Origin of the sequence: Corynebacterium ulcerans (assembly GCF_900187135.1) — a bacterium.
Taxonomy (GTDB): Bacteria; Actinomycetota; Actinomycetes; order Mycobacteriales; family Mycobacteriaceae; genus Corynebacterium; species Corynebacterium ulcerans.
Genome location: NZ_LT906443.1, coordinates 1,294,277 through 1,320,297, shown reverse-complemented (window position 1 = coordinate 1,320,297; position 26,021 = coordinate 1,294,277). Strand labels below are relative to the sequence as shown.

The 26,021-nt window shown below is 55.1% G+C and carries 22 protein-coding genes; 17 read left to right on the top strand and 5 right to left on the bottom strand.

All coding sequences use genetic code 11. From position 1 onward, the window contains the following. The first annotated feature begins 22 nt into the window (after positions 1–22). A complete protein-coding gene (gene pheA, locus CKV68_RS05890; RefSeq protein WP_029975175.1) occupies positions 23–946 on the top strand; it encodes a prephenate dehydratase in 924 nt (307 codons plus the stop codon). A gap of 3 nt (positions 947–949) precedes the next feature. Then, a complete protein-coding gene (locus CKV68_RS05885; RefSeq protein WP_013912554.1) occupies positions 950–1,615 on the top strand; it encodes a histidine phosphatase family protein in 666 nt (221 codons plus the stop codon). A gap of 100 nt (positions 1,616–1,715) precedes the next feature. On the opposite strand, the gene CKV68_RS05880 is transcribed toward CKV68_RS05885, so the two are convergent. From CKV68_RS05880 to CKV68_RS05870, 3 genes are read right to left on the bottom strand one after another with little or no spacing between them, the layout of a single operon-like run. Next, positions 1,716–2,063: a metallopeptidase family protein gene (locus CKV68_RS05880; RefSeq protein ID WP_013912553.1), complete on the bottom strand. Its 348-nt coding sequence runs from the start codon at positions 2,061–2,063 to the stop codon at positions 1,716–1,718. Continuing rightward, complete coding sequence (locus tag CKV68_RS05875) at positions 2,063–3,076, bottom strand: septum formation family protein (protein WP_013912552.1); 1,014 nt, start codon at positions 3,074–3,076, stop codon at positions 2,063–2,065. The genes CKV68_RS05880 and CKV68_RS05875 overlap by 1 nt, the downstream gene beginning before the upstream one ends. A 20-nt stretch (positions 3,077–3,096) precedes the next feature. Then, positions 3,097–3,870 (bottom strand): GntR family transcriptional regulator, encoded by a 774-nt coding sequence (locus tag CKV68_RS05870; RefSeq protein ID WP_013912551.1) that lies wholly within the window; start codon positions 3,868–3,870, stop codon positions 3,097–3,099. A gap of 64 nt (positions 3,871–3,934) precedes the next feature. Here CKV68_RS05870 and serS point away from each other — a divergent pair, with 64 nt between their 5' ends. The 3 genes from serS (at position 3,935) to CKV68_RS05855 (ending at position 7,045) form a co-directional block, all read left to right on the top strand. Further along, entirely contained in the window at positions 3,935–5,194 is a 1,260-nt protein-coding gene (gene serS, locus CKV68_RS05865; protein ID WP_095075789.1) for a serine--tRNA ligase, read from the top strand. A gap of 18 nt (positions 5,195–5,212) precedes the next feature. Then, the gene (locus CKV68_RS05860; RefSeq protein ID WP_095075788.1) at positions 5,213–6,061 is read left to right on the top strand and encodes a lysophospholipid acyltransferase family protein; all 849 of its coding nucleotides are present in this window, start codon (positions 5,213–5,215) and stop codon (positions 6,059–6,061) included. Between the two features lie 147 nt (positions 6,062–6,208). Beyond that, on the top strand, positions 6,209–7,045 hold the full coding sequence (locus CKV68_RS05855; protein ID WP_095075787.1) for an HAD family hydrolase: 837 nt from the start codon (positions 6,209–6,211) through the stop codon (positions 7,043–7,045). A gap of 75 nt (positions 7,046–7,120) precedes the next feature. On the opposite strand, the gene CKV68_RS05850 is transcribed toward CKV68_RS05855, so the two are convergent. Further along, positions 7,121–9,142, bottom strand: coding sequence for an N-acetylmuramoyl-L-alanine amidase (locus CKV68_RS05850; RefSeq protein WP_023636477.1), 2,022 nt, complete (start codon positions 9,140–9,142; stop codon positions 7,121–7,123). A 474-nt stretch (positions 9,143–9,616) separates the two neighbouring features. On the opposite strand from CKV68_RS05850, the gene CKV68_RS05845 reads away from it, so the two are divergent. From CKV68_RS05845 to CKV68_RS05815, 7 genes are all read left to right on the top strand, one after another. Then, positions 9,617–10,630, top strand: a complete 1,014-nt coding sequence (locus CKV68_RS05845) for an ABC transporter substrate-binding protein (protein WP_095075786.1) — start codon at positions 9,617–9,619, stop codon at positions 10,628–10,630. Between the two features lie 11 nt (positions 10,631–10,641). Beyond that, positions 10,642–11,676: a FecCD family ABC transporter permease gene (locus CKV68_RS05840; protein WP_038622556.1), complete on the top strand. Its 1,035-nt coding sequence runs from the start codon at positions 10,642–10,644 to the stop codon at positions 11,674–11,676. A 1-nt stretch (position 11,677) separates the two neighbouring features. Next, entirely contained in the window at positions 11,678–12,454 is a 777-nt protein-coding gene (locus tag CKV68_RS05835; protein WP_095075785.1) for an ABC transporter ATP-binding protein, read from the top strand. 103 nt (positions 12,455–12,557) lie between these two features. Beyond that, a complete protein-coding gene (glf, locus tag CKV68_RS05830) occupies positions 12,558–13,754 on the top strand; it encodes a UDP-galactopyranose mutase (RefSeq protein WP_029975167.1) in 1,197 nt (398 codons plus the stop codon). A gap of 437 nt (positions 13,755–14,191) precedes the next feature. Then, on the top strand, positions 14,192–15,562 hold the full coding sequence (locus tag CKV68_RS05825) for an MFS transporter (protein WP_013912542.1): 1,371 nt from the start codon (positions 14,192–14,194) through the stop codon (positions 15,560–15,562). Positions 15,563–15,636: 74 nt separating this feature from the next. Next, positions 15,637–16,734 (top strand): glycerophosphodiester phosphodiesterase, encoded by a 1,098-nt coding sequence (locus tag CKV68_RS05820; RefSeq protein ID WP_023636473.1) that lies wholly within the window; start codon positions 15,637–15,639, stop codon positions 16,732–16,734. Positions 16,735–16,956: 222 nt separating this feature from the next. After that, positions 16,957–17,463: a phosphatase PAP2 family protein gene (locus CKV68_RS05815; protein ID WP_029975165.1), complete on the top strand. Its 507-nt coding sequence runs from the start codon at positions 16,957–16,959 to the stop codon at positions 17,461–17,463. Here CKV68_RS05815 and CKV68_RS05810 read toward each other — a convergent pair. Further along, positions 17,460–18,815 carry a DUF5129 domain-containing protein gene (locus CKV68_RS05810; RefSeq protein ID WP_095075784.1) on the bottom strand — a complete coding sequence of 452 codons (1,356 nt, stop codon included), beginning with the start codon at positions 18,813–18,815 and terminating at the stop codon, positions 17,460–17,462. The two genes, CKV68_RS05815 and CKV68_RS05810, sit on opposite strands and share 4 nt — an antisense overlap. A gap of 266 nt (positions 18,816–19,081) precedes the next feature. Between CKV68_RS05810 and CKV68_RS05805 the strand changes: the two genes are divergently transcribed. From CKV68_RS05805 to CKV68_RS05785, 5 genes are all read left to right on the top strand, one after another. After that, the gene (locus tag CKV68_RS05805; RefSeq protein WP_014526375.1) at positions 19,082–21,073 is read left to right on the top strand and encodes a glycosyltransferase; all 1,992 of its coding nucleotides are present in this window, start codon (positions 19,082–19,084) and stop codon (positions 21,071–21,073) included. Continuing rightward, positions 21,066–21,572, top strand: coding sequence for a phosphatase PAP2 family protein (locus tag CKV68_RS05800; RefSeq protein ID WP_013912536.1), 507 nt, complete (start codon positions 21,066–21,068; stop codon positions 21,570–21,572). Before CKV68_RS05805 ends, CKV68_RS05800 begins: the two co-directional genes overlap by 8 nt. Beyond that, a complete protein-coding gene (locus CKV68_RS05795) occupies positions 21,573–22,553 on the top strand; it encodes a decaprenyl-phosphate phosphoribosyltransferase (protein ID WP_023636467.1) in 981 nt (326 codons plus the stop codon). It abuts the gene before it with no gap. A gap of 162 nt (positions 22,554–22,715) precedes the next feature. After that, positions 22,716–24,647 (top strand): flagellar motor control protein ZomB, encoded by a 1,932-nt coding sequence (zomB, locus tag CKV68_RS05790; protein ID WP_095075783.1) that lies wholly within the window; start codon positions 22,716–22,718, stop codon positions 24,645–24,647. A gap of 245 nt (positions 24,648–24,892) precedes the next feature. Continuing rightward, entirely contained in the window at positions 24,893–25,918 is a 1,026-nt protein-coding gene (locus CKV68_RS05785; protein ID WP_013912533.1) for an alpha/beta hydrolase, read from the top strand. Positions 25,919–26,021: the final 103 nt, after the last annotated feature.

The following is a 26,021-nucleotide window of genomic DNA, read 5'->3' as shown; positions in this document are numbered from 1 at the left end:
CTAGGCAGATAAACTAGCGCTCATGAAGATCGCCTATTTAGGCCCTGAGGGCACATTCACCGAGGCCGCACTATGGAAACTCGCAGAGCGGCAGGATTTTGTGGATGTTCGGGCGATTCCTATGCGCAGTCCGCGCGAGGCTGTGGATGCGGTTCGTGCCGGTGAAGCAGAATACGCATGCGTAGCCATAGAAAATTCCGTCGACGGTGCTGTGACCCCCACCTTTGACGCGCTCGCAGTGGCCGACGACGTGCAGATTTTTGAAGAAATCGACCTTCCCATCGCCTTTGCCATCATGGGACTCGCAGACATAGACCTCTCCACGGTAAAGACCATAGCCACGCATCCGGTGGCCTACCAGCAAGTCAAAGGTTGGCTTGCGCGGCATGCCCCGCACGCAGAATTTGTAGCTGCCACCTCCAACGCTGCCGCGGCACAGCTGGTATCCGAAGGAAAAGCAGATCTTGCCGCCGCTCCGTTACGCGCAGCCGAGGTTTATGGTCTTTCCGTGATCAGCGACAACGTTGCTGATGTGGCCGGTGCTCGCACCCGGTTTGTTCTGATTGGTCAACCTGCGCGATCAACGCCACGAACCGGCACAGACCGCACGGCGATCATGTTTATCCTGAAAAACGAGCCAGGGAGCTTGGTAGCAGCGCTCTCCGAATTTGCTTTGCGAGGAGTCGACCTATCGCGCATTGAATCTCGTCCCATTGAAAGCGGTCTTGGCTATTACCGTTTCCACGTGGACGTTAACGGACATATCGACGACGCCCCCGTCGCAGAAGCACTGCGCGCCCTCTACCTGCGTTGTTCCGTACTCCAGTTCCTAGGATCCTGGCCTGCGCACCAAGCCAATCCGAGGGAAGCCGCCCTCTCCGCTGATACTGAACTCATCGATCAAGCTGCTCAGTGGGTAATCAGCATTAAGGAAGGGCGTCTCTAGAGGATGGGAACCATGGGCCGAATTATTCTGATGCGCCATGCGCGCACTTTTGCTAACGCTGCTCGCATATTTGATACGCGGCCACCAGGGGCGGAACTGACTGTTCTGGGCCGGCTCCAAGCCGCAGAAGCGGGCGTGCATTTGGCCCAGATCACCCAGAATCTTGGCGGGGTGGTGTCTTCTGTCGCAATCCGCACTCAGCAGACAGCTGTTGCCGTGGTCAAGGCGTATGAGGAAACCTTGGGGCTTCCGGCGGATACCTACCCCATCGACGTGGATCCTCACCTGCGGGAAGTCTTTTCAGGGGCTTTAGAAGGAAGCTCAGCCCCTGAGGCGCATGAGGCATATGTCCGTGCTCTCGACGCCTGGATGAGCGGGGACCTTCACGCCGCAATGCCGGAAGGGGAAACTGCGCATGAGGTGATTACCCGGATGCGTCCGCCCTTAGAAAGCCTTGCGGCGTTATGCCGGGAGACAGGAAAAGACTATCTCGCTGTGAGCCACGGGGCTGCGATCCGTATTGCCACTCGATATTCTTCCGACGTGCCTGAAAGCGTGGCTCAGAATACCTACGTGGGGAATACCTCTCTTATGGTCATTGAACCTCGAGGAGAATTTGGTCAATGGCATTGCGAGATGTGGGGCAGCACGCTTCTGGATCAGCCATGAAATAAGGATGAGCCTGCATTTCCATAGACATTAGCCGCTCAGAGGTCTCCACATCATGCTTATGTCTATGGAAATGCAGGCTAGGCCCGGCTAGACCGGTCTAGGCATAGCCCAATCGATGCAGATCTTCTTCTTCGAGCCCAAAATAGTGGCCGATCTCGTGCATAACGGTGATACGAACCTGTTCTACAAGTTCTTCCTCGGAGGAACAGTACTTTTTGAGGGCTTCTCTATAAATAGTGATGGTGTCGGGGAGGAACCCGGCGTGATCAAAACTGCGCTCGGTGAGTGCCACACCGTGGTAGAGGCCGAGGATATAGGGGGAGTCCTCGGCATAATCTTCGATGAGGATGGCAAGGTTGGTGATGTGTTCAGTGATGGACTCGGGGATAGCAGATAACGCTTGGTCTACGAGTTCTTCAAAGTGCTCATCGCTGATCTGAATCATTAGCGTGCCGGTTCTGGGTGAGGGCCAATGAGAGCCTCTGGATTCACGATAGGTGCGCGTACCGGACGGGAAGCCGGGGGTTGACCGTTAATAGTGAAACCGGTTTTAGCGCTGCCGGCGAGTGTGGCAAATTTACGATCCTGCCCAAAGACCAGCGCGCAGTTAACACTGCGGGAGCCGCCCGCCCACGAGTTTTCGGGGAGAGTTGTCCAGAAGGGTTGCAGCGTGGAGAAGTAGAGAGGGTCGTCACCTCCCAAGTAGTCTTGGGCTGCTTGAGTACACACTTGCTGGAGATGTTTGTCTTGTTGCTCAAGGGAGGGGGTTCCCTCTGGGAAGACCGGCTGCAAATCTACGATGGAGGTGATTTCCAGCTGGTGCTCGGCACCACAATCGACGACTCGGGTGGCGCTGGCGGCGTCGACAAGCACACATTCATTGGGGCGGAATATGCGGGATTGGTCTTGCTCAGCGGCGCGGCCAGATGTCGGGATGAGAGCGCCTTTGTCATCAGTTGCCTGAATACCGCAGAGCAAGGTCCTATCGCCCTTTGACCAGGCATCTTGCGGTGGCAAGATCGAGGCAACCGAATACTTGCCCATCTGGTCGAAGGTGCCTTTCAAATATTGGATCGTGGGGTTAAGACATAACTCCTCACGCAGCTGAGCTTGGCGGGTGAGATCTGGCATGGGGGCTTCGTCGCCAAACTCAGATGCCGGGTAAGCCCGGAGGTCTTCGCGAGAAGAGACCTCAAAGCGGTGCTCGCCTGCGCAGTCGGCCTGCTCAAAGTTAGTGATCTTTCCCGCGCCGTCTTTCCATGTGAGGCATGACCCCGAGTCAGCAGTGGTAAAAGACGCCGCAGACGCTTTGCTGTCAGAGGAAGGACGTGACTGAGACTGCTTGGACGAGCCCTCATTCTGGGAAGAAAAAGAGTACGCGCCGACGCCTGCTGTGGAGACCAAAGCTCCGACAAGCAGGATACGAACTGCTGTAGCACTGCGCCAAGATTGAGTCATAGTGACCTCAGTCTACTTACTTACTTTGAAATAAAGGTCCGCAACGCAAATCTATCTGTGCGATAAAGGGAGGAACACCACTCGATGGGATGGTTGCCTGCACTGGCATGACGCTCAACTTTGAGAAGAGGTTCTCCCACTTCAACGTCGAGAATTCGGGCTGTTTCAGCTGTCGCGGCGACCGCTGTGGTGATTTGTTCCGCGCCGGTAATGGAAATGTTGTAAGAATTTTCCAGAATCTGATAAACGGACTTATACACGTCGTTTTCTAGTAAATCTGGCGCGAAGTTTGAGTTGTACCATGCGTCGTTGAGACAGAAAGGTTTGCCGTTTCCTAGGCGGAGACGCACGAGGTGGGTATGCGGCGTAGTGGCGTCTGTACGGAAGAACTCTTGGACCACAGAATTGGGTGCGGACCAAGCGGACGCCAAAATCTTGCTGGAAGGCTCAATACGCCGCGCAGACATCTCATCTGTAAAAGAAGCGAGTTGTAGGCGAGTGACCATAGGAGATTGCGCCACAAAGGTGCCTTTGCCTCGGCTACGGCGGAGCTGGCCGGTGGCTACGAGGTCGCCGATGGCACGTCTTACGGTGATCCTGCTGACCCCATAGGCCTCTTCTAAAACGCGCTCACCAGGCAGCATGTCGCCAGGTTTGAGCTCGGTGCGGCAGAGTTCTTCAAGTATTTCCCTGAGCTGTTGATGCTTTGGCGTGCTGGTTCCGTCAGTTAGGGTTCTGGCGGGCAACCCCAATCGAGTGTCGACCATAGGTATCAGTGTAGCCGTGCTGGTCATAACCAGCCATGATTTTGGTCATGTTGTGACCTACTAGTTAATGGAAGGCGGTAAGGTCGGATGTGTGATTGATCTGAAATTCCTCCGCGAGAACCCCGATATTGTCCGCGAATCCCAGCGTATCCGCGGCGAAGACCCTGAATTGGTAGACAAGCTTCTGGTTGCCGATGAAGAACGACGTGCTGCAATCCAGGTTGCAGATGAGCTGCGTTCCGAGCACAAGGCTTTTGGCAAGAAGATTGGCCAGGCCGCTCCGGAAGAGCGCGCCGCCCTGCTTGAAGGCTCAAATGAGTTGAAGGCAAAGGTAAAAGAAGCTGAGGAAGCGCAGTCTGCCTCAGAGTCAAAGGTAGACGAGCTCCAAATGCTCTTTAGCAATGTGGTCACCGACGCCCCTGCTGGTGGAGAAGATGACTTCATTGTTTTGGAACATGTTGGTGAGCCGCGCACCTTTGACTTTGAACCCAAAGACCACCTTGAGCTTGGTGAGTCCCTGGGGCTGATCGATACCAAGCGTGGCACGAAGGTAGGCGGCGCCCGTTTCTACTACCTCACCGGCGATGGCGCATTCTTGCAGCTGGGGATGCTCAACCTTGCTGCTCAGAAGGCCCGCGACAACGGCTTCCAGCTGATGATTCCACCAGTGTTGGTACGACCCGAGATCATGCAGGGAACCGGCTTCCTGGGTGCTCACTCCGATGAGATCTACTATCTTGAGCGCGATGATCTTTACCTAGTAGGAACCTCTGAGGTGGCCTTGGCTGGCTACCACAAGGATGAAATCATTGACCTCAACAAAGGTCCGATTAAGTACGCTGGTTGGTCTTCCTGCTTCCGTCGTGAGGCCGGCTCCTATGGCAAAGATACCCGCGGTATCCTGCGCGTTCACCAGTTTGACAAGCTTGAGATGTTCGTTTTCTGCAAGCCAGAAGACGCTGTCGAGCAACACCAAGCGCTCCTTAAGATGGAACGCGACATGCTCGCAGCCGTGGAGGTTCCATACCGCGTTATCGACGTCGCCGGAGGCGACCTAGGCTCCTCTGCAGCTCGTAAGTTTGATACTGAGGCATGGATCCCTACCCAGAACACCTACCGTGAGCTGACATCTACCTCAAACTGCACCACGTTCCAGGCACGGCGCCTACAGACTCGCTACCGTGATGAGTCCGGAAAAGCTCAGACGTGTGCCACCCTTAACGGAACTCTTGCCACCACGCGTTGGTTGGTTGCAATCCTTGAGAACAACCAGCAAGCAGATGGCTCAGTTATCGTTCCTGAAGCTCTGCGCCCATTCGTGGGTAAGGACGTTTTGGAGCCAATCAAGTAAGAGGTATTTGGGTAAACCATGAACACCGGATGGGAAAAGCAGGGCATTTGCTGGGTGCCAAAGGGCTTGCATAAAGTCCCGAGGCATCCAGAGAGCCGAGAGTGGTTTTACGGCCGAATCGTGGCAAAGCTCGTAAAAGGCCTTCTCCGCGCCCAAGCTATCGAACTCACGGTAGAGGGCTCGGAACATGTTCCAGCTCAGGGATCGGCGCTGTTGGCGATCAATCACACAGGCTATTACGACTTCATCTTTAGCGGCGCTGCGGCCAATCTTCGTGGTGGGCGACTGACCCGATTCATGGCTAAGAAGGAAATCTTCGATGTACCTGTAGTGGGCACACTGGTGCGGATGATGAAGCACATTCCGGTTAACCGTGCTGCAGGTGCAGGGGCTCTTGATGAGGCAATTAAGCATCTTCAACAAGGGCAACTTGTGGGCATTTTCCCAGAGGCCACGATCTCTCGGAGTTTTGAGGTCAAAGAGCTAAAGAGCGGTGCCGTGCGTATCGCTCAGCAAGCGGACGCCCCCCTCATTCCCGTCGCGGTCTGGGGTAGTCAACGCGTATGGACTAAGGGGCTGAAGCGTGACATCGGGCGCAGCCACATTCCCGTGTGGATTCGGATCGGTGAACCAGTGTCGCTCGAAGGCACCGTAGAAGAAGCTACGCAACGCCTCCGCGAAGCGATGATCGAGCTACTCGACGGAGTACGCACGGAATATGAAAAGGCCTATGGGCCCTTTGCTGGCGGTGAGTCATGGCGTCCTGCGTCCATGGGAGGTTCTGCGCCTACCGTGGAAGAAGCTGAACGTATCGACGCAGAACAGCGGCGTATTCGCGCTGAGAAAAAGGCTAAGAAACAGAAATAAGAGATTTTTAGCGCTTGACGCCCATGGCAGTAGCTTATCGACGCTACCGTCGTGGGCGTCATCTTTATGCTGCCCCCGTAGGCGTCTCTGCCCTAGACATTTGTCACGTCAGGACGGGACAATGATAGGTGACGTATTCACTTTCCCCTGGAACCGGAGGACCGCATTGTGACGTGGGAACCCAAGCTCATCGTGAGCGACGTAGACGGAACGTTCCTCGATTCTCGGGAGCGAGTGTCGCTGGAGCTACGCGAGGTTGTTGAGCGCGCCGGGGCTCAGGGAGTCTTCTTTGCTTTGGCTACTGGGCGTCCTCCACGGTGGATTTACCATGTGTTGGATCAGCTGAGCGTTCGGCCTATTTGCGTGTGTGCCAATGGCGCTGTTCTTTATGATTCGGCGAGCGATCGTGTTCTGCGCGCGCATACGCTCAGCCCCGAGGTTCTGCGTACTGTGGTCAGCGCAGTGAGGGAAAATCTTGATTGTGGAATTGCCGTTGAACGTTCGGGGGCTTCTGCCTTTGACCACCCTGCGGAACTGTTCGCGGTGACACCGGGCTATGTCCATGCGTGGGAGAGCGATGAGCACGGGATGGAGACAGAGAATGAACTCTTGTCGCGCCCTGCTATGAAGCTTCTTTTGCGTAACGACGCCCTCACCGCCAACGAAATGTACGCGCTGGCTGCGCCAGCTATCCCCGAAGAGCTAGCGCATGTCACCTTTTCTATTGACCATGGGCTTTTAGAAGTTTCTGCGCCAGGCGTGAACAAAGCGGCGGGACTGCAGGACCTGGCTGAGCTGCTGGGTGTGGACCCCGCGGATGCAGTGGCCTTTGGTGATATGCCTAATGACGTGGAAATGTTGCAGTGGGCGGGGCACGGTGTGGCTATGGGCAACGCTCACGAGGCGCTTAAGCAGGTCGCAGATGAGATAACCACGAGCAACAATGATGCCGGTGTGGCGAGGATCCTTCAACGTTGGTTCTAGAAGAAAACGACGGGGACAAGCCGTGAGTAGCTTGTCCCCGTCGTTAAGCATTTTCTTTAAGACGCACCTGGAGCACTAGTTTGTGTGAATATTTACTGCTCCGGTAGCTGGGTTGAACGTGATGTAGCCGTGCTGGAAATCTACGCGGTATTCCTCGCCAGACTGGTACTGCGTTCCGGTGGGAAGACCCAGAGGGCCGGCGTCGAAGCCCTGTTGAGCCCACGCATCGCCGATCGCACCCCACAGGGCGTTTGTGCCGGTAGACGGGGTGGAGACAATGATGCCGTTGTCAAAGAGGGCGTATTCAACCTCTTCTCCGGTCTTGGAGGCATAGGTTGCTACGCCGGAGCGGGGATTGCCTAATACCGGGCCAAAGACAGTTTTAATGTCATTCCATGCACGCGTGATCTGAGAGTTGCTGAGCAGGTCAACCACGCGAGTGATGATCGGCGGGATTTGTGAAAGCTTCAGTCCGTTGATCACCGGTACATTGCCTATGGTGCCCAGGTTTCCAGGGATGAGTCCTTGGGTGGAGGCAATGGTTGCAGCGAGGAGCAACAAGGAACCGCCTGCGGCCACAGCAGAATTAAGATCCTTAGGCATCGACGATCCAGCTAATTTGTTTACTAGCTCGGCGATGTTTGCGATTTGAGCATTCGGCTGAGCAGGTGCTGGATGATGAGGCGCCGGTGCATCCCCACGTGGTGGGGTGTTTTGTATTCCGCCAGATTGAGCGGTGCCTCTTTTGATGGAATCGTACTTCTGCTTGGCGGTTGTTCGGATGTTGCCCATTTGAGCGTAGGCGTGCTGGCCTGGGCATGCGGTGTTACCAACGTCGCGGTGAGCGAAGATATTCGGCAGATTTACAGCTTGGCCCTTGGGGTAAGGGGTGTAGCTGGTTCCCTCGGAGTAATGCGTTCCGGAGCCGGTGGGGTCGATGCCTGCGACGGCTGAGCGCCAACCTGCGAGCTCTCCGACAGATTTGATCATTGCCGGTGTCGTAGGAGCGGTGTCGTAGTTACCCAGCATGGAGATAGCCCAGGTATTTTCGTTGAATCCGCCAGCGTGAGCACCCCATACGTTGCGGTTAAGTCCACCGTAGCGTCCCTCATACAGGTTGCCGTACTTGTCCGCTAGTGACTGGTATCCCACGTCGCACCATCCCAAGGTCTGAGCGTGGTACTGGTAGATGCCTCGGACAATTCCGGGTGCTTGCGACTCGGTGTAGTTGTTGGAGCCCGCGGTGTGGTGAATCGTAATGCCTTTGACGCCGTCAAAGTAGCTTGGCTGCTGGCATCGGATGGACTCATTAGCGCCCCAGCCCTTGCGGGAAATAACGCGGGGCATGCCATCGGAATCGGCGGTCATTTGGATGCCGTTTTCTGGCAGCTGAGATTCGCCGCCCTCGATAAAGACGACATCGAATTCTGAGACATCGTTGGTAGCCGTGATATTTGTTGTCTCTGCTACGGGTTTGATGTCACCAAAGTTGGAGGGCAAAGGTGCCATGCCATGCACTTCTGGGTTCTCAACGGGAGCCGCTGGCTGGGCATCTGCTGCTGGTTGCTCGGCTGCCGGCTGAGGTGCTGCCTCAGCATTTGGTGGTGTTGCTGGAGCGCCGCCGGTGATATCCACACCGGACATAGAGACTTGGATCGTATTGGTTGGCTCGATGTAGATCAGGTCGGTGCCGCGTTTTTCTGTGTCGCCTGCGCCGTAATCGAGCGGCTCGGTGTCGTACCACTCGGACCAGGTTCCGTCGGCACGCTGAGCGCGGACGAAAGCTGCGATGTCCTTTTCGCCGTTCCATGTGATCGCAAACTGGGAGAATGGCTGGTCGCGGTGGAACTGCTTGACGGTGCGGGCACCTGTCTCGCCTTGGGCGGAAATGGCTGCGTCGTTAACGGTGACGCTCTGGCCAGAGGCGAGGCTGTCTGTGCTCACGCTGGCTTCGATGGGGTCGATACCGGTGTTATCGGTATGCAAGATCTGGTTGGCGCCAATGCCAACGACTGCGGAGGCCAAAAGTGCCACTGCAGAGACGATGGCAGTGACTGGCCGAGTCGGTGTGGGGACTAGGCGACGTCGTTGCTGCACGATAGTGAACTCCCTAATGAGGTGCGTCTGGGAATGTTGCGAACTGTTGAGAAAATGCAAAATCCCTGTTCACTCTAGTGCACTTATGTGAAAGTTGGAACACTTGTGATAGGTGTGGCGGAATTTTTATCAAGGAATTGTGCAAAAAGAGAGTCATATGCGCTGCCTGGACTGAACAAATGGCTAGACAAAACCCGAATGAAATGCGCCGTATTCCGAAGCTTTCATTGTGGAAAACTTCACGGGAACTCAAAAAAATAGCTCTTAACTAAAGCGATAAAACAGCAGCTAGTGGCGGGTAAAAATGATTTTTCTTTCGTGTGTGGACCGTATCGTGAACCCCAGCACATTGCCGGCGCTGGGTCTTCTAGATAGGGCACGGTAGTCACGTCCCTATCTCATAAAAGGAAGTCCCTCGGGTACGGAGATAGCTTCACGTACCCCAAAAGAAAAAAAGAAGGCAGCACGTCCATAATGATGTCGCACAAGAACTCGTTAGCTCGCACTATAGGAAGCGCCCTTTGTGGGATTGCTATCGCTGCAGCAGCATTAGTTGGCTGCAGTTCTAACGACGGCGGAACCACATCGAACAACATACACAATGCGGATGCATCGCAGAATTTTCCCGTCACTGTGAAATCAGGAGTTTCCGGCGAAGGCGAGAGCGTCACCTTGGAACAAGAACCCACAAGGATCGTGAGTTTGTCGCCGACGGCCACTGAAGTTCTCTATGCGATCGGCGCTGGAGAGCGTGTGGTTGCGGTAGATAAACACTCCACTTATCCAGCGGGAACCCCTATCGTGGAAGGGCTATCAGGATTTAAGCCCAACCTTGAGGCAGTAGTATCCCACGACCCGGATCTTGTGGTGGTCTCGCGGGAAGACGACACCTTTGTGGCTGGGCTAAACGCGGCAGAGATCCCCGTGTTGGTGCTGCCTGCTGCAAAGAAAATCGACGATGCGTACTCACAGATTGAAAGGCTAGGGGCAGCTACTGGCCATATTGCAGACGCTACCCTGCGGGTTTCGGAGATGCAGTCCGATATTGAGGCAGCGGTGAAAACCGTGCCAGAGTCCATTACGAGTGCCCGTCTCTCTTATTATCACGAGATCAGCAGCAAGCTCTATGCTGCGGCCGATAGCTCGTTTATCGGTCAGGTCTATGCACTTTTTGGTATGAAGTCCATCGCGTCGGGCACAAAAGACTACCCGCAGCTCACAAACGAGGCTGTTATCGACGCCAACCCGGACGTTATCTTCCAAGCCAACCAAGGATCGGAAAAGATCACTCCGCAGGATCTGGCTGCTCGGCCTGGTTGGAACACAATCAAGGCTATAAAACACGACGCGATAGTGCAGCTCGACCAGGATCTGGCTGCTCGTTGGGGCACTCGGTTGCCGCTGCTGGTCAAGCAGATTGCAGAACAACTCGTGGCGCTTCCGCAGGAAGCACGTGCCCATGAGCCTGCATCGTCGACGGTCCACTAGCGTCCTAGCCCATGAGAGAGCGAAACGTAACGCTATTTTCAGCGATCATAGTGTTGAGCATGATCGTGCTGGGATGCGTGGTTATCGCCGCGGCTCTTGTGGGCGCGGTCGGCATCGGGCCTGACGATGTTCTCCGTGAGCTTCTTGGCGGACACGTGTTGAGCGAACGTCATCGTGCGATAGTGCTCAACGTTCGGTTGCCCAGGATCGTGCTGGCCGTGATTGTGGGAGCCATGCTTTCTATAGCGGGTGCTGCATACCAGGCGGTGTTTCATAATCCCCTCGCAGATCCCTATCTTTTGGGAGTAAGCGCTGGTGCGGGCCTTGGAGTCACTCTGGCAGTGGTCTTTGGGGCCACCATAGGCTTTAGTCTTGGTGGCGCGGGAATCATTGGTGCGGCTTTTATGGGTGGCGTAGCTGCGGTTGCTGTGACGTGCGTTTGCGCTGGCGTGGTGGGCGGCCAGGCAACGTCGAGCGACGCTACGACCGTTGTTCTCGCAGGAGTAGCAGTGGCGGCATGTGCGTCTGCGGCGCAGACTTTTGTGCAGCAGCGCAACATAGACACCATTCAACGTATCTACGCGTGGATGCTGGGAAGCCTTAATACAGCTGGCTGGTCAACGGTGGGATTGGTGATACTGCCAGTGGCGGCATGCGTGGTACTGCTGTGCTTGAGTGTTCGTCTGCTCGACGTGATGACTTTGGGCGATGAGGAAGCAGCAGCATTGGGCGTGCACCCGCAACGCGCACGGTTAATGCTGGTAGGAGTGGCCACGCTGGGAACCTCTGTGGTTGTCGCAGTATCCGGTCTCATCGGGTTTGTGGGAATTATTGTTCCGCATGCGGTTCGCTTGGTGGTGGGGCCTGCCCACCGGCGTCTTATCCCGGTCAGTGTGATCTGGGGAGGTATTTTTCTTCTTGCCGCTGATACCGCGGGGAGAACCGCGATGGCCCCGGCAGAACTGCCAGTGGGCGTGGTCACGGCTTTCGTCGGAGCGCCTTTCTTCCTTGTCGTACTCCACCGCCATCGTCGCGGAAGGTCGTAGCATGCTTGACGTACGCAACCTCAGTGTTTCTTATGCCAGGGTGCAGCGGGCGGCCTTGGAACACGTGAGTGTGTCGTGTTCTAGAGGACGATGGCTGTCCCTCGTTGGGCCTAACGGGTGCGGAAAATCTACGTTGCTGAGCGTGATCGCGGGGGTGCGTCGGCAAGCATCGGGTGACGTGTACGTGGATGGTGCGTCTGTGCGAGGCCGGAACCGGAAAGAATGGGCACGCACGGTAGCTCTTATGCCACAACACCCCACGCTCCCTGAGGGGATGGGCGTGATCGACTACATCAAGCTTGGTCGTTATCCTCATCGCACCAGCAACAATGAGCTGATAGAGCGCACTATTCGTGACCTCGATCTGGAGTCCTTTGTGACTTCGCGTGTGACTGAGTTATCGGGAGGGGAGCTGCAGCGGGTGGCCTTAGCGCGTGCTTTAGTGCAAGAGCCTGACGTCTTGCTTCTCGACGAACCCACGTCAGCCCTGGACATTGGACATGCTCAAGAAGTGCTTGAGCTTGTCGACGCGCTCCGCATCACCCGACGGCTTACCGTCGTTGCAGCCATGCATGATCTGACGTTGGCAGCGGAGTACAGCGACGAGGTGGCGTTGCTGGATCAAGGTCGAATAGTCGCGCACGGAACACCAGCGGAAGTGCTGACCGAAGAAACTATAGAAAATATCTATGAGGCCACTGTAGACGTGACCTCTATTGGCGGGACGCCGGCCGTGATTCCGCGAAGACCATGCTTTCGTCTGGAAGAATCGCCCTAAGCTGCGGCTTTATATTTGAAGTTAGCTGTTATGAGATTCATGTGCGCTTAAACAAGTAACCCGGATGTTCATAATGTGCAAAACTCCGATAGGCTTTTGCATCATGAAGGAATTTGATCTCATTGTCGTAGGCTCAGGTCTCTTTGGCCTCACCATTGCAGAGCGCGCCGCCAGCCAGCTCAACAAAAAGGTGCTCATTGTTGAACGCCGCAGTCACATGGGTGGAAACGCCTATTCTGAAGCAGAACCTGAGACTGGCATCGAGATCCACAAATACGGTGCACATCTCTTCCACACTTCTAACAAGCGCGTGTGGGAGTACGTCAATCAATTCACGGATTTCACCGGCTACCAGCACCGCGTGTTTGCCATGCACAAGGGCACCGCATACCAGTTCCCCATGGGTTTGGGTTTGATCAACCAGTTCTTTGGCAAGTACTACTCGCCAGACGAAGCTCGCGCGTTGATTGCCGAGCAGGCTTCTGAGATCGATTCCGATAAAGCAGCGAACCTGGAAGAGAAGGCGATTTCCCTCATCGGTCGTCCGCTCTATGAGGCGTTTATCCGCGATTACACGGCTAAACAGTGGCAGACGGATCCCAAGGAACTTCCTGCCGGAAACATCACTCGTTTGCCTGTCCGCTATACCTTTGACAACCGCTACTTCAACGATGATTACGAGGGTCTGCCTGTCGACGGTTATGCCGCATGGTTGGAGCGCATGGCAGACAGCGAGAACATCGAGATCCTTTTGGACACGGATTGGTTTGAAGTCCGCGATGAGATTCGTGCTGCAAGCCCCGATGCGCCCGTGGTTTACACGGGGCCACTGGATCGCTACTTTGATTTCGCGGAAGGCGATCTGGGCTGGCGCACCCTCGATTTTGAGACCGAAGTTCTAGAAACTGGTGATTTCCAAGGCACACCGGTGATGAACTACAACGATGCTGAGTTCCCTTACACCCGCATCCACGAGTTCCGTCACTTCCACCCAGAGCGTGCTAAACAGTATCCTTCAGACAAAACCGTGATTATGAAGGAATTCTCTCGCTTTGCAGAGGAAGGCGACGAGCCTTATTACCCGATCAACACTCCTGAGGACCGGGCAAAGCTTGAGGCATATCGCAAACTAGCTGCAGCGGAAGCACGGGATAACAAGGTCCTGTTTGGTGGGCGCCTAGGAACCTACCAGTACCTGGATATGCACATGGCCATCGGTGCTGCTCTGAGCATGTTTGATAACAAACTCGTCCCTTACTTCAATGAGGGACAGCCGCTTGAACAAGAGCGCGGACACTAGACGACCATAAAAATTGGAGCCGTAAGGTGTACTAAATTGTGCGCCTTACGGCTCTTTTATGCTTTTCGACGTGCACAACCCACAAACACGCTCAACATACGCGTGTGTGCCATGTGCTTAGGGGGGAACCGAGAAGACCTTGGGGGTACACAACTGTGGGGAGCTTGTCATAAAGCGCTTCGGTTGAGATGAGAAATTTTTCACATTCTCACTGAATGCAGCTACCTACGGTGCAGTAGGAAATGATTGTAGGCCTGGGAAAACTTCACTAACTAGGCAATACGCTTGTTGGTGTTGTGGGATTTTTTGAGAAAAGCACCCCCGCCGCTAGCTAATATGGATGGTAATCCTATGCTTTGTATTCCCTCATGTACTGGCGGGCGTCGAGTAGCTCAAGCATTGTCATGCGCTACCAACCTCGCATGAAAGGAACAGAAATGAACCTTGGATGGCTAGCTGCGCCTCCTGCGGCACCTCGTCGTAGCGAGGAGGAGGTTGCGCGGCTTTACCCACGCCTGCGGTTGCAGGTATTTATGGGTATTTTCATCGGATACGCGGGTTTTTATCTGATCCGCAACAACATCTCGCTTATCGCGCCGCTGCTGATCAGCGACACTGGCATTGACAAAGTAGGCATTGGTCTTATCGCTAATGCCGTTCTTTTTGCCTACGGCCTGTCCAAGTTCTTCTCTGCGATGATCTCGGATCAATCCAATGCCCGGTACTTTATGCCCTTGGGTCTTGCGTTGTCTGCGCTGGTCAACCTGGGCATTGCTTTTGTGCCGTGGCTCTCGGCTTCGGTTGGGGTGTTTGCCATCGCAATGTTTATCAATGGCTGGGTGCAGGGCATGGGGTGGCCACCGGCAGGTCGCGTGCTCGTTTATTGGTACTCCACCAATGAGCGCGGCTGGAAGACCTCGTTGTGGAATACGGCGCACAATGTTGGCGGTGCCGCATTGCCGTTCCTCGTTGGTATCGGTTTGGCGCACATGAGCAATTCTTGGCAAGTAGCGTTTTGGCTTCCGGCGCTGGTAGCACTGCTCGTTGCGGCTCTTGGCTTTATCCTGATTCGGGATACGCCGCAGTCGCAGGGCCTGCCACCTATCGAGGAATACCGCGATGATCCAGCGAAAGTGGAAGTTGACCTTCAAGACGGCTTGACCACTTTCCAACGCATCCGCAAGCATGTGTTGACCAACCGCACCATCGTGATGCTCGCCGTGGCAAACGTCTTTGTCTATGCGCTTCGTTATGGCGTTCTCAACTGGATCACCGTGTTCCTGCACGAGAAGCATCATGCAGAAATTGGTGCAGGACTTACCGGCTTTGCAGCCTTTGAGCTCGCCGGCATCCTGGGAACAATCCTCTGTGGCTGGATGTCCGACAAGATCTTCAAGGGGTATCGTTCGGGCGTTGGCATGCTGTTTACAGTTCTCGTAGCCGTGTGCATATTCGTGTACTGGCAGCTTCCTGTGGGGGCGCCGATGTGGATGCTGATTCTGCTGGTTGGCCTTATTGGCGGCTTAATCTACGGTCCGGTGATGTTGATTGGCCTGCAGGCCATTGACCTCTCCCCGCACAACGTTGCTGGCACAGCTGCAGGTTTCACCGGTTTGTTCGGCTACTTGCTGGGAGCCACCCTGGCATCAAGTGGCGTGGGCTTCCTCGTACAGCACTACGGTTGGGACGTTACCTTCATCGTGTTCGTAGCGTTCTCCGTTGTTACCGTGATTCTCTTCGCCGTGGTCGGACGCGATGAGCGTGAGCTTATGCGCAGCCACAATGAAAAAGCACAGTCGCGTGCTTAACCACTAAAGCGGGTCCTGCCGGGCCCGCTTTTTCACTACCCATCTGCCGCTATTTATTTGGAGGAACCGTAATAATGCGTTTAGTTGGAAAATACACAAAGTCTGCAAGTGCGCTTGTGCTTTCAGGAGCTCTAGTTCTCACAGCATGTGGTACGTCGCAGGAATCTGATAAGGGGGCGTCGAGTAGCTCTGCTGCGGCGACAAAGGAATCAGCCGTGGTAAACCCAGTGGTTAAGCACCTAGATATGCAAGCACATCGGGGCGGGCGCGGGGAGCATACTGAGGAGTCGCTCACTGCTTTTGAACATGCGCTTTCGCTTGGCGTAAGTACTCTGGAATTTGACATTGTGATGTCCAAAGATGGGGTTCCCGTGGTCTGGCATGACCCGGATGTTCAGGAAGAGAAATGCCGCGACACTGAGCCTGCCACCCCCAATGACCCGCAGTTTCCGTATGTGGGCAAGTTGCTCCATGACCTCACCTGGGATCAGCTGAGCACTCTGCGCTGCGACAAAAAGTTGGATAAATTCCCCAACGCGGAACCGGCTAAAGATAATCAGATGATCCGGTTGGAAAGGGTCTTCCAGCTCACTCAAGAGCGTGGCGCAGATGTGATGTACAACATCGAAACCAAAATTGAGGCGGACCATCCGGAGAAGTCGGCCAGCCCACAAGAATTTGTCGACGCCATCCTCAACGCCTCAGATAAAGCTGGCGTGACAGACAAAGTAATGCTCCAAAGCTTTGATTGGCGCTCACTTCCGTTGGCAAAGAAACACAATCCCAAGATCCGTACCGTAGCGCTTTACGATGAAACCACATGGCTTGAGGGCTCCCCATGGCTCGGCGACATCGACTACAAGTCCGTCAATGGCGACGCGCTCGAAGCAGTAAAGAAACTCGGCGCAGACATCGTAAGTCCTGGTTATGCAGTCCCATACGGCAAGACTGTCGCAGATGCAGACTACAAGCCCGTAACCACTCCTGAGTATGTGAAGAAGGCCCATGATCTGGGGCTCAAAGTGGTTCCATGGACAGTCAATGACAAAGCTACGATGAAATCCCAGATTGAAGCCGGTATCGACGGCATCATCACTGACTATCCCACCACCTTGCGTGAACTCGCAGAAGAAATGAAACTCGATCTTCCAGCGAAGTATCCAGCGAAATAGGTGAGAGGTTATTTGAAGGCGTGCTCCAAGTCGGAGCACGCCTTATTTTTATGTGTTGGGTGAGTGATTATTGTCGCTTTTGTCGTTTTTGAGAACGCTAGAAATCGCGACCTGGGGGTCTATTGGGAGAACCTTTGCTAGCGTTCTCAAAAACGACAAATCAGCTGAAGGCCGACAAGTCCGCGCCCTTGCTTTCCTTTATGGTGCCGTAGGCTCGCTGGGGTGGACGCGTACCTTTTAGATTTTGTAATTCAGCAGCGCAATGAGGCTGTGACGCCGTGGGTGGTGGCATTGACCACGGCGACGCGACCGGCGTTTGTTATGGTTGCGGCGCTGGTAGCGTCGGCAATGCTTGTTCTTAGACACCGCGCAATGCCGTTGTTTCCCGCGGTGGCGATGGGGCTTGCGTGGGTGAGCAGCAGTGCGTTGAAGTATGTGTGCGGCCGAGAACGCCCAGGTAGGGAGCTACAGCTTCTTTATGAGTACAACCCGTCATTCCCCTCGGGCCATGCGACGGCAGCCTTCGCTGCGGCTATGGTCTTCACGCTTCTGTGTCGTCGATGGTGGGTGCTCACCGCATGGATCGTGGCGGCAGCAGTGGGTCTGAGCAGGCTGTATGTGGGCGTGCATTGGCCTAGCGACGTGCTGGCAGGCGCGCTACTGGGCTCTATGGTTGTAGCCGCCACCTTCGCAGTGATGCGGAAAGTGGCGGCGAAGAGAGCACGCTAGAAGCTTCCCGACGAGCCCGCGCCGGAGAAGCCGCCGGAGTATGTGGCGGTGGACGAGGAACTAGAGGCATTGGCGGCGCTGACTGCGTCGTTATGCCAGGAGCTCATGAGAACGAACGGCACGTAGTTGCCGTAGCCAGGGTGCCAATCGCTAGCGCCGAGACTTGGGGTGTGATTGTTCTCAAGGTCGGCTTGGGAGAATTGCTTCTGGGCCAACGCTTGAGTCACTGCCCCGTATTCGGAGATGATGAGCGCGTATTCATCCATAAAGTTCGCTGCAGAAGGATTAGTGATGAGTGCCTGGCAACGGGTGCTGAGCTCGCCGATGCGCGCTTGGATGGCGGCGTCGTTAGCCTCAACCTGGGCTTTGACTATATCTTCGTGTAAGGCTGTGAGCTCCTTTAATCGCACATCGGTGTTGCCTTTTTCCATTCGGAAGAGAGTGTCGATGTTGTTCTCAGCGTTGCGGAGCTGGGTGACGCTAGCGGCGGCTGTAGCTAGTTCTTTGCGCCGCGCATAAATAGCTTTCGCATCGGCGTTTTCCGGAAGCTGCATCATGGCGTCGTGCTGAGCCAGGAAACCATTCTTAATGTCATCCCACTCGCGGCGCAGAGTGGCATCAGCGATGGGGGAGGTAAGGGAATGTGCACGAATATCGATGCTGTCTAAGTTGTTAGCAAGATGCGTGTAGTTGGTGGCTACCGTTTGGTAATCCTCCATTGCACGCTTCCGGTTCCGTTTGCGGTAATAGAAGGAGAAAAACCCCACTATCGCAGCAAAAACTGCGCCAGCAGCGGCGAAGAGGCCGCCGAATATCTTGCTGCTGTTGTCGGTAGCGTTCGGATCATACTTAGCCACAGTCGTGGCACCTGTGAGCAAACCACCTACCCAGTCGCCGTTTTTAAAGGACTTCTGCATAGAATCGGAATAACGCGTGGAATGCTTGGTGTATCCGAGAGGTCCCTTGAGATCTTCACCCACGTAGGTGCCCATTTTTCGGAGATTAACATCCACGGTGAACAACACGTGTCCGTCAGCCCATTTGTTTCCTTCTTGATTAATGAGTTCTCTGTGCTGGTGTAGACCAAAGTCCTTCACCCAATCGTCATAAGGCGTGGTGGCGGTAGCACTGATGACGTAGTCGACGTTGGGAACTTGGGTAGGGAAATTCAAGGCCCGGGTTTTCTCGGTAAGCTCGGCTTCTTCCTCGGGGGATAAGACGTTGTCTTGATCATAAATCGTCACGTTCAGGGGAGCGTCGGCACGCGCGGTTGCTAGCACTCCGGAAGGCAGCAAGAGCAGCGACAATACTACTGCCGTAATCAAGCTCGAAAACTTCATGACAACACGCATACGCGCACCTTTCAGCAAACGTTGATGACGATACTGCCGAGTATAAAGCCTTTTTGCGTGCTTGTTAGGTCATGGAGTTACCCCGAGAAGCATAAGGAGACTACAGTACAACGGGTTCACAAACGTGAGAAGGAACCGACTGAGAAATCCGGATGGTGCGCGCGTTATTTAAAGAAGGGCGTACTCAGTAGCATTATGCTAGACCGGGTGAACTGTGCCCTTCGAGAGCGGGGCAACATCAAAACTTTTAGAAAGGTTTGGCGTCAATGAGCGCTGATAAGAGCACGGCTACTAAGGCAGTGGAAAAGCTGCAGCGATTCCTGCTACCGCGAGCAGGCGAGCCTTATGACGTGCGGATGTTGTACCTCATCGAGGCAGAACACAACACTGCGCGTGCGACGTGGGAGGACCGCGGTTCGGTCTCGCTTGCTGCCGGCAACGAGCTGAGCTTCTTGACGTATTTCAACGCATTCCCCGCAAGCTATTGGCGCCGCTGGTCTCAGCTGGATTCTGTGATCCTCAAGGTTGAGGTCGCCGGCACCGCACGCGTAGACGTGTACCGCTCCAAGATCGACGGCGCCCGCATCGCTGTGGAAGGCCAAGTGGTCACTGACGGAACCGCTGAATTTGAGCTTTCTTTGCAGCCTTTCGAGGACGGCGGCTGGCTGTGGTTCGACCTCACCGCAGAGACCGACACCACCGTTCTAGAAGCTGGTTGGTACGCAGCGCAGGCGCCGGGCCCCCAGACGCTTCCCGACGGAACCCAGGTGGGACCTTTCGAGCCGCGCGTGACCGTGGGTATCCCCACCTTTAACCGTCCAGCAGACGCAGTGGCGGCGCTAGAAGCCCTGGCCTCTGACCCAGAGGTGGATGCGGTCATCGATACGATGATCATGCCGGATCAAGGCACCAAGCACCCTGCTGATGAACCAGGTTACAAAGCAGCAACTGAGCACTTCGGAGAGCGTTTCTTTGAGTTCCGCCAGGGCAACCTCGGCGGCTCGGGTGGCTATTCCCGCATCATGTATGAGGCGCTCGGTGGCGTGGACGGAACCGGTGAGGCTGGCGCCAAGAAGAGCCCTTACATCCTGTACATGGATGATGACATCGCCATTGAGCCCGATTCAGTGCTGCGTGCTCTTCAGGTGGCTCGTTATGCTAAGTCTCCGATGCTGGTTGGCGGCCAGATGCTTAACCTTCAGGAGCGTAGCCACCTGCACACGATGGGCGAGGTCATCGGGCGCCACGACTTTATGTGGACCTCCGCGCCCCACGTGCACTACGACCATGACTTTGCCAAGCATCCGCTTTCAGATCGCGGAAAACCAGGCGACAAGCCAGATATGCCCAACTCCGTTGACCTGCACCGTCGTATTGACGCAGAGTTCAACGGCTGGTGGATGTGCATGATTCCGCGCGTTGTCGCAGAAGAAATCGGACAGCCACTGCCGCTGTTTATCAAGTGGGATGACGCTGAATTCGGCCTTCGCGCCGGGCGTCATGGCTATCCGACGGCCACCTGGCCAGGCATCGCGATCTGGCACATGGCATGGTCTGACAAGGACGATGCGATTGACTGGCAGGCTTATTTCCACCTGCGCAATCGCCTCGTCGTGGCTGCTAACTATCACGACGGCCCTGTCGAGGGCATCATCAAGTCGATGCAAAAGGCCACGATTAAGCACCTGATGTGCCTGGAGTACTCGACCGTGGCTATCCAAAACGAAGCCATGAAGGACTTCCTCGCTGGCCCGGATCAGCTCTTTGACATCCTAGAGTCTTCGTTGCCCCGTATCGCGGCGATTCGTAAGACCTACTCGGATGCTGTTGTGTTGCCCACCGCTGCGGACCTGCCTAAGCCCACTGGTATCCCCGGTGTTCCAATCCGAGATATCGGAGGCCGTTTGGCGCCGATCAAGAAGGCCGTGTGGCTGGCTAAGGGACTCAAGCACTCGCTGTCCAAGGAAAACAAAGATCATCACGAGGTTCCGCAGGCAAATCTTTCTCCCATCGAGGCGCGCTGGTTTAGCCTCTCTCGTCTTGACGGTGCCACGGTGACCACTGCTGATGGTCGCGGAGTGGTGTACCGCAAGCGTGACCTGGAACAGGCAAAGGAACTGCTTAAGGAGTCGCGTCGTCTGCAAAAGGAAGTTGCAGAGAACTTTGATCGACTGCGTAGCGAATACCGCGCCGCCCACACGCGCCTGACCAGCCGCGAGGCATGGTCCGAGATTTTTGCAGGTGGTGTGGATGAGTAAAGTGGAATCAGACGTTCTCGTTGGAATTCAATCGCTTTTAGCTTCTCGACGCGGCGTTCTGCCCACCGCACGCGCGCTTAGCCATTTCGGTGAGCACGCTCTGGGGTGGATGGGATTGGCCGCCCTGGGGGCTTGCGTGGATAAGGGAAGGCGCCGGCAGTGGATACATGTTGGTGTGTCTGCCTTTGTAAGCCATGCTGCTAGCGTTGTGATCAAGCGCATTGTGCGGCGGAAGCGCCCTCATGATGAGCGGATCACTATTGGGGTGGGAACGCCCTCTAAGCTGAGCTTTCCTAGTTCACATGCGACGTCGACAAGCGCTGCTTTGGTGAGTCTTGCTAAGCTCACGCGCAGTCCTCTCCCGCTGCTCGGTATCCCTGTGATGATGACATCGCGTATGGTGCTCGGAGTGCATTACCCAACCGACGTGACCGTCGGCGCGCTTCTCGGCGCAGCTACCGCGCAAGCAGTATCGCGAATGGATAAGAAGGAAAAGTAAGTGACCGAGCAAAACAAGAGCTTCCTTGAGCCTGAGCCCCACACACGTGGCGTGGAGGACAATAAGAAGCGTCGTCCGCCGAAGAACCTCCCTGACGCGATGATCAAAGCGCTGCGTCCTAAGCAATGGGTGAAGAATGTTCTGGTTCTTGCAGCACCTGCTGCGGCTGGAACGGAAGCGCTCTTCGCGCCTCGTACCCTCGTGGACATTCTTATCGCTTTTGTTGCTTTTTGTATGTCGGCATCTGCGATTTATCTAATTAATGATGCCCGCGATGTTGAGGCAGACAGGCAGCATCCGACCAAGCGTTTTAGGCCGATTGCTGCTGGTGTCTTGCCCATCAACCTGGCTTATGCCATGGCGGTATTCCTGATGTTTGCGGCTGTGTTCATCAGCTATTTTGCTTCCTCAGGCCATGGGCTTGTCATTGTGGTAGTGGTCTATATCGCGCTGCAGTTGGGTTATTGCTTTGGTTGGAAGCACCAACCGGTGATCGATATTGCCCTGGTTTCCTCGGGCTTTATGTTGCGGGCCATGGCTGGAGGCGTAGCAGCCGGTATCAACCTTTCGCAGTGGTTCTTGCTGGTTGCGGCGTTTGGTTCGTTGTTCATGGCATCAGGTAAGCGTTATGCGGAAATTCTGCTGGCCCAGAAGTCGGGTGCGAAGATCCGCAAGTCACTTGAGGGATACACACCCACGTATCTTCGCTTTGTATGGACGCTTTCTGCGACCGCTGTGGTGATTGCGTATTCGCTGTGGGGCTTTGAAATGGCTGCGTTGTCTTCCGGAACTGCTTCAGTGTGGTACCAGGTATCGATGGTTCCGTTTACCGTTGCTATCTTGCGCTACGCAGCGGACGTTGACCGTGGTGATGGTGGCGCGCCTGATGAACTTGCGCTGTCAGATCGCGCTTTGCAGGTTCTTGCTATTGCCTGGGTAGTGTGCATCGGCATTGCGGTGTACATAGTCCCGGCGTTGTAGGTTTATTCGACCTACGTGCAAACCACCACAGGACAGTTTTCTAGAGCTGTTCAGTGGTGGTTTTAATGGTGAACGGGAAAATTGTGAGAACAAAGACTAATGGTGCACCATGCATCACTCGGATTCACAATAGCCCCGTCTTCAGTGTTAGCATGAGCAATCATGAATAAGGCTCGGTCGTTGTCAGTGACCACTGCGTTTGTGTCTACCACGGCTATCGCGGTGATTGCATTTGTAGGAGGCTGGCGACGCCGGTGGATTAGCGATGATGGTCTGATCGTTTTGCGGACCGTTCGCAATCTTCTTGCTGGTAACGGGCCAGTGTTCAACGCCGGTGAGCGAGTAGAAGCCAACACCTCCACTCTGTGGCAGTACCTCATTTTTGCGGTTGCCAAAGTAACGGGTGGAGACCTTGCCATTATCGCATTGTGGCTTGCTCTGCTCCTGACCACAGCTGCGCTTGCTATAGCTGCGCTTGCAACTGCGCGCCTCCATATGGAGCGCAATGCACTGATTCTTCCCTTTGGTGCTCTCATCTATATCGCGCTGCCTCCCGCGCGAGACTTTGCTACATCTGGGCTGGAGTGGGGGCTGTCGCTTTTCTGGCTTGCGCTGCTGTGGTGGTTTGTTGTTGCTTGGGTCAATGTTGTTCGCCTGCCGGCAACAGAAGCGCGCGCCGGCCAGCGAGTAGATCGGGCATTCCAAGCAACGCTCTTCTTAGCTTTCTGGTGTGGCCTGAGCTGGCTCATACGCCCAGAGATGGCGCTTTATGGTGGCGTGGTCGGGCTGGTTATTTTTATTAATGCTGAGACGTGGCGTCGGCGCGGACTTATTCTCTTGGTCGCTCTTCCGTTCCCATTGGGATACGAGATCTTCCGGATGGGTTACTACGGCCTGATTGTTCCACAAACCGCTGTGGCCAAGTCCGCAAAGCTCAGTGATTGGGCAAGTGGTTGGATGTATTTGAGGGACTTTAATGACCCTTATGGAATGATCATCGCTGCGTTGCTTGTGCTCGCCGTGGGGTACACGGTGTTTGTTCATGGTGGATTTTTCCAGGGTCCGTGGGGGATCAGTGCGCAGTCTGACGCTGCATTGACTCAGAAGTTTGCCGCCATGCGCTCAGAGCTGCGGACAGCGCGCGTGATAGTCGTGGTGTTGTTGGGTTGTGCCTTTTTGCATGTTCTTTATGTGACTCGCGTTGGCGGCGACTTTATGCATGGCAGGATGCTGCTGCTTCCACTATTTGTACTGTTACTGCCTGTTATTGTTATTCCGATTCGAGCCACGAGTGAGGGGAAGCTTCACGAGCTGGCTAGCTTTGGGATTTTCTGTGGTGCGGTGACCTGGTCCTTCTTAGTGGTGGCTGGCGGTCATAGCTATGAACGTCCCGGAAGTGGGGATGCCCAGAAGGAAATCGGCATCGTGGATGAGCGGGCGTATTGGACGCAGTCGATGGGACGTGAGCCTAATAACGCACCAAAGACAGCAGAGGACTTCCTTGAGGTGCCAGTGATGCGAACATTCAAGGAACGTCTGGCGCAGGCTCAGGCAAACAATGACGCGCTCATGCTCGACTTTGTGATTGATGACAAACAAGAGCTCTATGATTGGCAGCCAATCCCTCGGGATAACTCCGCCAAGGAAAAAGACATTCCGCTTACCATTACTCGCATTAATCTGGGCATGACCTCAATGAATGCTCCTTTGGACGTACGCGTTGTGGACTCGGTGGGCCTATCCAACCCGTTAGGTGCACGCCAGCCACGTATTGAGGGCTCGCGGGTCGGTCACAATAAGCATCTTCCTTTGTCCTGGCAGGCTGCGGATTCCGCGGCCAAGCTCGACGACCTGCCTGTGTGGGTTGATAGCCCTGAGGCGATGAGTGTGCGGAAGATCCTGTACACAGAAGAGGTGGCCGAGTTCATTGCCACTTATCGGGAACCGATGAGCGTCTCGCGATTCTTTAAAAATATTGCTTTTGCACTAGGCCAAGGACGTTCGCTGGAACTTAACCCAGATCCTGCCCACTATGGGGCTACCGTAGACCCAGCGGCTCGTATTTCGTGGCCGGTTAGTGCCCGTACTGACTAGTCACGCTTTGCCTTGATTGCATATATCCCCCGCAAAAGTGGGTAGTAAAGAGTGCTGGTAAGGCAGGGAACTTTCTAAAAACTAAGTTCCAACTATGAAAAAGAGCATAAGCGAGTTAATCTAGCTTGGATTATATCGGTTCTGTAACGGCCCGGACGTCCTGCGCGATACGTAAGCAGGAATGAGACGGGGCGTTTGCGTGCACATAATAACTGCGACGCCGCATACTTAGTTCGAGGAGATTTATGACGATCGCGTCCCGATTGAAAAAGGTGGGCAAGAAAGCCACCGCCACACTTACGGCTGTGGCTACGGCAGCAGCCCTGACCGTTGTAGGCACAGGCGTTGCCTCCGCAGGCCCTCGCGACTGGCTGCGACCAGATGCGACCGGCCACTGTGAGTGGGATGCTGCAAACTACTGGGTACAGCGTTGCGACGTTGCCTCCCCGGCTATGGGGCATAACGTTACAGTGCAGATTCAGCCTGCAGGTCGTGGCGGCAACGCTGCGCTCTATCTGCTCGATGGTGCACGTGCTTCCGATGCGGCTAACGCTTGGACTTTTGATGCTTCCGCACAGACCATGTTCGTGGATAACAACATTACCTTGGTCATGCCTGTCGGTGGTGCCGGCAGCTTCTACACTGACTGGGCAGCGCCGTCCGGAATCGGTTCTGTTGGACAAGTCTTCAAATGGGAGACCTTCCTTACTCAAGAGCTTCCTGCGTACCTCGAAGCGCATTTTGGTGTTGCTCGCAATAACAACTCCATTGGCGGCCTCTCCATGGGTGCTACTGCCGCAATGAACCTTGCTGCTTTGCACCCAGAGCAGTTCCGTCAGGTGCTGAGCTACTCCGGTTACCTCGCGATGACCGCTCCTGGCATGTACAGCCTGCTGGGTCTGGCTCTCCTTGAAGTTGGTGGACTGAGCATTAACTCCATGTACGGCAGCTTCTTCAGCCCGCGTCGTGTTCAGCTCGATCCTCTGTTTAACATGCGTGGCCTTGATGGTAAGGACGTCTATGTTTCTGCTGCTAGCGGCGCATGGGGTGGTCCGGACATCGAAAATTATTCTTTCAAGGACCGTGTCAATGGCTCTATCCTTGAGGTCGCATCCCGCCTTTCCACCAAGATTTGGGAAGCTAAGGCAAAGGGCTTTGGCTTGAACTACACTGCGGACTACCCAGCTGTTGGTATCCACAACTGGTTGCAGTGGAACTACCAGTTGGCTATCACCAAGGAACGCATCCTGAACGTGATGAACGCCTGGTAAACTTCGCGCACTGTGTTGTGCATCCCCAGAGGGCTTTGTACCTCTGGGGATTTTTATGCTCTTGCTGCGCCTGGCCATTACATTGGTCTACGACTGTCCTCAT